At 44.6% G+C, this 6,046-nt stretch carries 6 protein-coding genes and 1 rRNA gene; 1 reads left to right on the plus strand and 6 read right to left on the minus strand.

Annotation, left to right across the window (positions count from 1 at the left end; all coding sequences use genetic code 11):
- Positions 1 to 127: 127 nt before the first annotated feature.
- The 4 genes from IFU39_RS32295 to IFU39_RS32310 form a co-directional block, all read right to left on the minus strand.
- Positions 128 to 586 carry a DUF523 domain-containing protein gene (locus tag IFU39_RS32295; RefSeq protein WP_192136472.1) on the minus strand — a complete coding sequence of 153 codons (459 nt, stop codon included), beginning with the start codon at positions 584 to 586 and terminating at the stop codon, positions 128 to 130.
- A gap of 59 nt (positions 587 to 645) precedes the next feature.
- Entirely contained in the window at positions 646 to 1,923 is a 1,278-nt protein-coding gene (locus IFU39_RS32300; protein WP_192136473.1) for a hypothetical protein, read from the minus strand.
- Positions 1,920 to 2,498 (minus strand): RNA polymerase sigma factor, encoded by a 579-nt coding sequence (locus IFU39_RS32305; RefSeq protein WP_091018811.1) that lies wholly within the window; start codon positions 2,496 to 2,498, stop codon positions 1,920 to 1,922. The genes IFU39_RS32300 and IFU39_RS32305 overlap by 4 nt, the downstream gene beginning before the upstream one ends.
- A 228-nt stretch (positions 2,499 to 2,726) precedes the next feature.
- Entirely contained in the window at positions 2,727 to 3,461 is a 735-nt protein-coding gene (locus tag IFU39_RS32310; protein ID WP_192136474.1) for a class I SAM-dependent methyltransferase, read from the minus strand.
- Positions 3,462 to 3,623: 162 nt separating this feature from the next.
- Here IFU39_RS32310 and IFU39_RS32315 point away from each other — a divergent pair, with 162 nt between their 5' ends.
- Entirely contained in the window at positions 3,624 to 4,979 is a 1,356-nt protein-coding gene (locus IFU39_RS32315) for an MATE family efflux transporter (RefSeq protein WP_192136475.1), read from the plus strand.
- 141 nt (positions 4,980 to 5,120) lie between these two features.
- Here IFU39_RS32315 and IFU39_RS32320 read toward each other — a convergent pair whose 3' ends face one another.
- Both IFU39_RS32320 and rrf read right to left on the minus strand, forming a co-directional pair.
- The gene (locus IFU39_RS32320; RefSeq protein ID WP_192136476.1) at positions 5,121 to 5,480 is read right to left on the minus strand and encodes a FlxA-like family protein; all 360 of its coding nucleotides are present in this window, start codon (positions 5,478 to 5,480) and stop codon (positions 5,121 to 5,123) included.
- 262 nt (positions 5,481 to 5,742) lie between these two features.
- A 5S ribosomal RNA gene (gene rrf, locus IFU39_RS32325) occupies positions 5,743 to 5,859 on the minus strand.
- Positions 5,860 to 6,046: the final 187 nt, after the last annotated feature.

The raw sequence follows: 6,046 nt of genomic DNA on the forward strand, positions 1-6,046 counted from the left end.
TGTTTGTTAGCATTTCAGGAAAATCGACTTTATTCATTTAATGAGAAAAATAATGGTAGACAACAGAAAAGCCGCCAGGATATAATCCAGCGGCTTTTCTGTGAATATGAAACGATATCTGTGCGACCTATAGTTGCTCCATCCATTCATTTTCAGAAATGACGGTATATCCTTCTTGTCGCAGCAATGCTGAGGTGACACCTTCTCCAGTTACCTTGTGGTTGGCAAAATTCCCATCATAGATCATCTGTGTACCACAGGACGGACTAAACTCCTTCAGTACCACACACGATACATTCAATTCTCGCGCCCATTCGAGTGTCTGATAGGCTCCCTTGATATATAGGTCTGTGACATCCTTGCCACTTTTCTCAATCACTTTTGCAGTGCCTGCCAGTACGTCCTTGCCCGTTCCACCGATAATTTCAGCCGGTTCCCGTGGAGTGGAGAATCCGCCGAGCAACTCCGGACACACCATCTTCGCCTGCTCCTGCTCCACAAGCTCCTGAATCTTCTCATCCAGGCTCGCTGTTCCATTGTAACGGCAAGCTACCCCCGCCAGACATGAACTCACCAAATATTTCATCGTTATCTCCTTATACTTATTCCATCTATGAAGTAAATTGTAACATGTAAGATCAAGCCCTATAACTCCCCTCTTGTGATCATCTTGATCCGTCCATCTTCCCTGTATTCAACCTGAAAAACATCCTTGCTCGACTCCAGTTCAAATGTGACCATGCCTGGATGGTCAGGATTACGGTGAAGTTTATACGCTTGAAGATCCATTTTAAATATTTTTTTAATTATAGGTTCTACTTCTCCTCTAAGAAGAGACTCCTGTATGTTATATAGTTCCTGATAATAAGCCTCTATTTCTTCCCAGTCTGCAAAGTCTTGCTCATAATGATTGGCATCCCCAACCGTATAACCCAAGCCCTCTTTTCCTTCGGTCATCTGGACAAAGTAGTTATCTTTAAAGGAAAAAAAGACTGTATCCTTGCCAAGTTCATCATCTTTGCTTCGGCTTGCTCTTACCAGATCAAGATTGGCTTTACCAGACAGAGCCTCAATCGCGTTTCTGGCATCCGCCAGCACTGCCTGAGATACCTGATCAGGACTAAGGTCGCCTGAAATGGATACAGCCTCGTCCTGTTTCCATACAATCTCCCCATAACCAGTCTCATTCTCTAACGCTAATGTCGTATGCGATATTGGCTCCGACTCCCCTTGCTTCATACTCACATAACGCTGGACTGATACAGGTTTAAGCGTTGGAGTACTGCCTATACTTTGCAATAGTGATGGAACTTGACGCAGATAACGGTGTTCCAGCTCGCTTGGCTGCATCTCACGTCTCATCTGTACTTCACGCAGATTTCCTGTTGTTGCATCGAGCCATATCTGCGCATACTCCTTCTCACTTTCATTTCCAGTCTCTACATATATTCTGCCGGATACAGGCAAATCTTCCACTTTCGTAATCTTCAACTGTTTACCCAGATCGTCTCGCATCGTAGTCGCAACATTTCTTTTCATTATGTCGGTTAGCAGATTTGTGTTCAATCCATCGGATAACTGTAACGCTGCTGTCGGATAGACCTGCTCGATCACGGGTTTCACCAGCTGTCCATCATCCCAGATCCATAGGAACAATCCAGCAGCAATAACCAACGCACCCGTGCCGGCAACAAGAGGCCCTCTTCTAGGGCGTCGCTTGTGTGAAGCATTTTTCACTTGCGGTCTAAACGGCCTGGACAACCTGGACCTGCTCTCTGGCTTGTCTCCTTTGCTTCCCTCTTCCGACTTCTTCATCCATTCCACCTGTTGAAGCACCTTTCGCTTGTGATCCTCTGTAAAAGGAGACGACGCAAACGGTCCTTTCCGGATTTCCTTCTCCCATTGCTCATCCTTGTGTCTCATTTGCTTCGCTCCTCCCATTGTTTTCGTACCTTCTCCTTACCTCGGGATAGTCTGGATTTTACTGTGCCTGAGCTGATTTTCAACATCTCAGCAATCTCACTCGTCGTAAGATCATATTTCAAATTCAGTAAAAGAATCTCCCGGAACTTCTTTGGCAACGCCAGAACAATATCCCAGATTTCATGGATATGCTCCTTACGCATCACTTCCATCTCGGCCGAAGGATGTGCAGGCTGCTCTGCAATCATGACTTTTTGGCTCGAACCCCCACGCTCTGTCTCAATGGGTAACGTCTCTCCCCACAGACTGCTACGAAAAAATCTGGATTTTCGATATGTAAAAGTGGTGTTTCTAGTAATCGTCAACAGCCAGGTTTTCAATGAGCAATCTCCACGATAATGAGCGATCCCCGAGTACGCCCGAATAAATACCTCCTGTGACAATTCATCTGCCTGCTCGGCATTTTTGGTCAGAAAATAAGCGTAATTCCACACATCGTTTCCGTAGTCATCCATCATGCTGCTAAGTGTGTAATTGTCTATAGTCTGAGCCTGTGCCAGTAATTGATCATCCAACTGTTGTTCACCTCACTTAATATGACTGAGTCTAATGTGGTTTGGTTCCCTCTTTTGGACATTATTTCTTATTATTGTAGCAAAATAAAAAACAGCATGTTCAATATCACTGAACATACTGATCCTTCAAGTTTGCTTAGTTAGAAATCTCTATTAGAAAGTTTTTAGGCGAACGCTCCACTTCCTCAGTTTCTTTCTGCTCTCTGGTCTAACGTATCATTTTCATCGTTATACTTTAACCGCAGCAATCATCAAAAACATAGGTCTCCGATTCTCGTCTCTCATGCCTGGAACCTGTTCGATCATCTCTGGTGATGGTTTGGATTCAGCCACCTTTTGAATAGCAAACCCTGCCTTAATGAGTTCATTTATATGTGTTGCCAGTGTGCGATGATATTTGACCACGTCCTGATTCAGAAAGTTCGCCACACGCTTCCCTTCATCGTGGTAATCATCCACGGGCCAGTGCAGGATCTCACCTTCAGGTCCGTAATGCCAATCCTGCGCAGCGCGAGCGGTGAAGATGGGATGTTCGGAGGATAGTACAAATGTGCCCCCTTCTACGAGACAATCATTGATCTTAGCGTACACCGTGTCTAATCTTTCAATATAATGCAAGGCAAGTGAACTGATCACAACGTCGAATTGTCCCGGTACAAAATCAATATCTTCAATCGCCAGCTGCTTGTACTCGATCTGCGGATCGTCCGTCATTTCACGAGCGCGCTGAAGCATATTTTCAGACAAATCTACACCGATCACTGAACTCGCTTGTTGTTCACGCGCATACCGGCAATGCCACCCAAAACCACATCCCAAATCCAGCACACGCTTGTCCTTCAAATCAGGCAAAAGAGTCTGCAGTTCATGCCACTCCCCCGCTGCATCCAGCCCTTGAACGGAACGAGCCATCTTACTGTATTTATTAAAAAACTCAGCTTCATCGTATTTATTTTGTTTCATCAAGAGATTCCTCCCGCCTTATAAATATCCACCTACTCTACCACATAAACGATATTTAAACGCAAAAGTTGCCAAGAGAATTCATGGCGTGTTATCATACAGAACGAACGTTCAGTATTATTAAATACAGAATGAACATTCAGTTTACTAACGGAGGTCATTATGAATACGAATTGGACGCATCCATTGGAAGGGCAATCTGTAGGCAAAGCTTTTATAAGCTACCTCGTGCCTTCTGTATTGGGGATGCTGGTAGTTGCTTTTAATTTTATTATCGACGGCATTATGGTAGGACACAAACTGGGTTCTACCGCGATGGCCGGGATCGGCATTGCCTCACCTGTCTACACGCTTTTTGTTGCCATGTCGCTGTGGATTGGTATGGGCGGGGCAACGTTGTACTCCAACGCTATGGGTAGAAAAGATATCACATCAGCCAAACAAATTTTCACCAAATCCATTATGCTGATTATGCTAGTTACGATAGCCATTGGATATACTGCATTTACGTTCAAAGACAAGCTGGTATACTCCCTCGGTGCTAACGCCGAGACCTTCCCGTTTGCTTCGGACTATATGAATATCATGTTATTGTTCGGGTTTGTTTTCACCATTGAGAATGCACTCTCTGTTTTTGTACGAAACGATGGGAACCCCAACACGTCCATGTACGCTCAGATTACGTTTGCTGTGGCCAATATCGTCATTAATTATGTAACATTGTATGTACTCGAATGGGGTGTACGCGGTGTGGCCATCGGTACCATCGTATCGGCCTCTCTTGCGCTACTTGTCCTGTTTACTCATTTTTTCAAAAAAACAAATAATCTCACGTTCACCCGGTTCAAATGGAACAACAAACTGCTGGCTTCCCTTCTACTCATTGGTTTCCCCAGCTTTCTGGCTGAACTTGGCATGTCGGTCTTCTCTGTCTCTCACAATATCTCCATGGACCGCATTGCGGGTACGGATGGTGTAGCATCCTTTACCGTGTTGAACTACATTCATGGTGTTGTATTGTTGGCTTTCCTGGGTCTGGCATCCGCTGCCCAACCTCTGATAAGCTATTATCACGGTGCAAGTCAGGTTAAACGGGTACAACAAACGATACGGTTAGCCACCAAAACGGCTCTCGCATGTGGTCTATTGTTACTGCTTGTCGTTCAGATCGGTGCACCTTATTTCGTGCAAATCTTTGGAAACTTCAGTAGTGGCGTAACGGATAATGCCGTTTACGGATTACGTATATTTACATTTGCCTATGTGTTTATGGGTGTTAACTTTGTCATGAGCACCTATTTCCAATCTGTTGGTAATGCCAAAATGGCCATTTGGATCACAGCTGCGCGTGAGATGATCATCATGATTGCGTTGATTGCAGTCCTGCCTTCATTCTTTGGTGTCACGGGTGTCTGGCTTGCCGTACCGCTATCCGAAATGCTGGTTCTCGCTACCATAGCCCTGTACTATAGAAAACGTTCCCTTACGGAGCGAATCAACGCGTTGCAGTCTGAATAACGTTAACAGATAATATAGTGGTATCAGATAGACGATAAATGGAACGTTGATAAATTGTAGGTAGACTTTATAAATTATCTAACAAAAACCATAAACAAGCCCTGCACGATCCATAAAGATCGGGCAGGGCTTGTTTATATCCTAAACTAGATTACGTATATCAAATCGACCATTGCTATCTGTTGTTGCGTTCGCAATTTCCTTAGGGGTAGCTATGCCCTTTCCATTGGCTGAAGGTTGGGCAGGTGGCGCCTCCTTAGCAACGGCTGTACCGGATCCTTGAGAGCTTTGCTGTGCAATCTGCGCCTCAATCTGCTTGATCTGCTGTTCAAGCTGTTTGGTCTTTGTCTCCTTCGTCTTCTCATCGTCCTTGCTGGACTGTACTTTCTCCAGTTGAGCCTCAAGCTTCGTCTTTTGTTTCTCTAAACTACTTGAATTGTCCGAACTCGAAGATGTCGATATGTATGATGTTGTGGAGCTGGCTGCAGGAGATATATTCATTATGGTCCTCCTCGTTTTTACATGGCTTCACTATACCCCATCCCACTGAAACGTACGTTAAATTCAACTGAAAGGTTGCTGAACGAAGCTATGAGAGTCTGGAATTCAAATAGATGAAATACATATAGCAGCTTTAATCAATAGTCAGTCTAATCATACAGTGTAGGTCCTGGTGCACTCTGATCTGTAAAGTTAGTTGTTTCCCGGTGTAAAATAAAAACAAAAAAGACACACTCGATATCATCAAGTGTGTCTTTAGATTGCTTGGCGGCGTCCTACTCTCCCAGGACCCTGCGGTCCAAGTACCATCGGCGCTAGAGGGCTTAACGGTCGTGTTCGGGATGGGTACGTGTGGAACCCCTCCGCCATCGCCACCAAACGCGATTTGTCGAAGCATAGCTTCTTGAAATCAGATATGGAACTGAAAATCATACACACGTTCTGTGATGTACCAATTTTCATTTCAGAGATCGTTCTCTGAAAACTAGATTCGAAACGAAACATGCGAATTATCACTTGCATATTTGGATAAGCCCTCGACCGATTAGTACTGGTCAGCTCCATGC

Source organism: Paenibacillus sp. CFBP 13594 (genome assembly GCF_014842675.1).
In the GTDB taxonomy this organism is placed as follows: Bacteria; Bacillota; Bacilli; order Paenibacillales; family Paenibacillaceae; genus Paenibacillus; species Paenibacillus amylolyticus_B.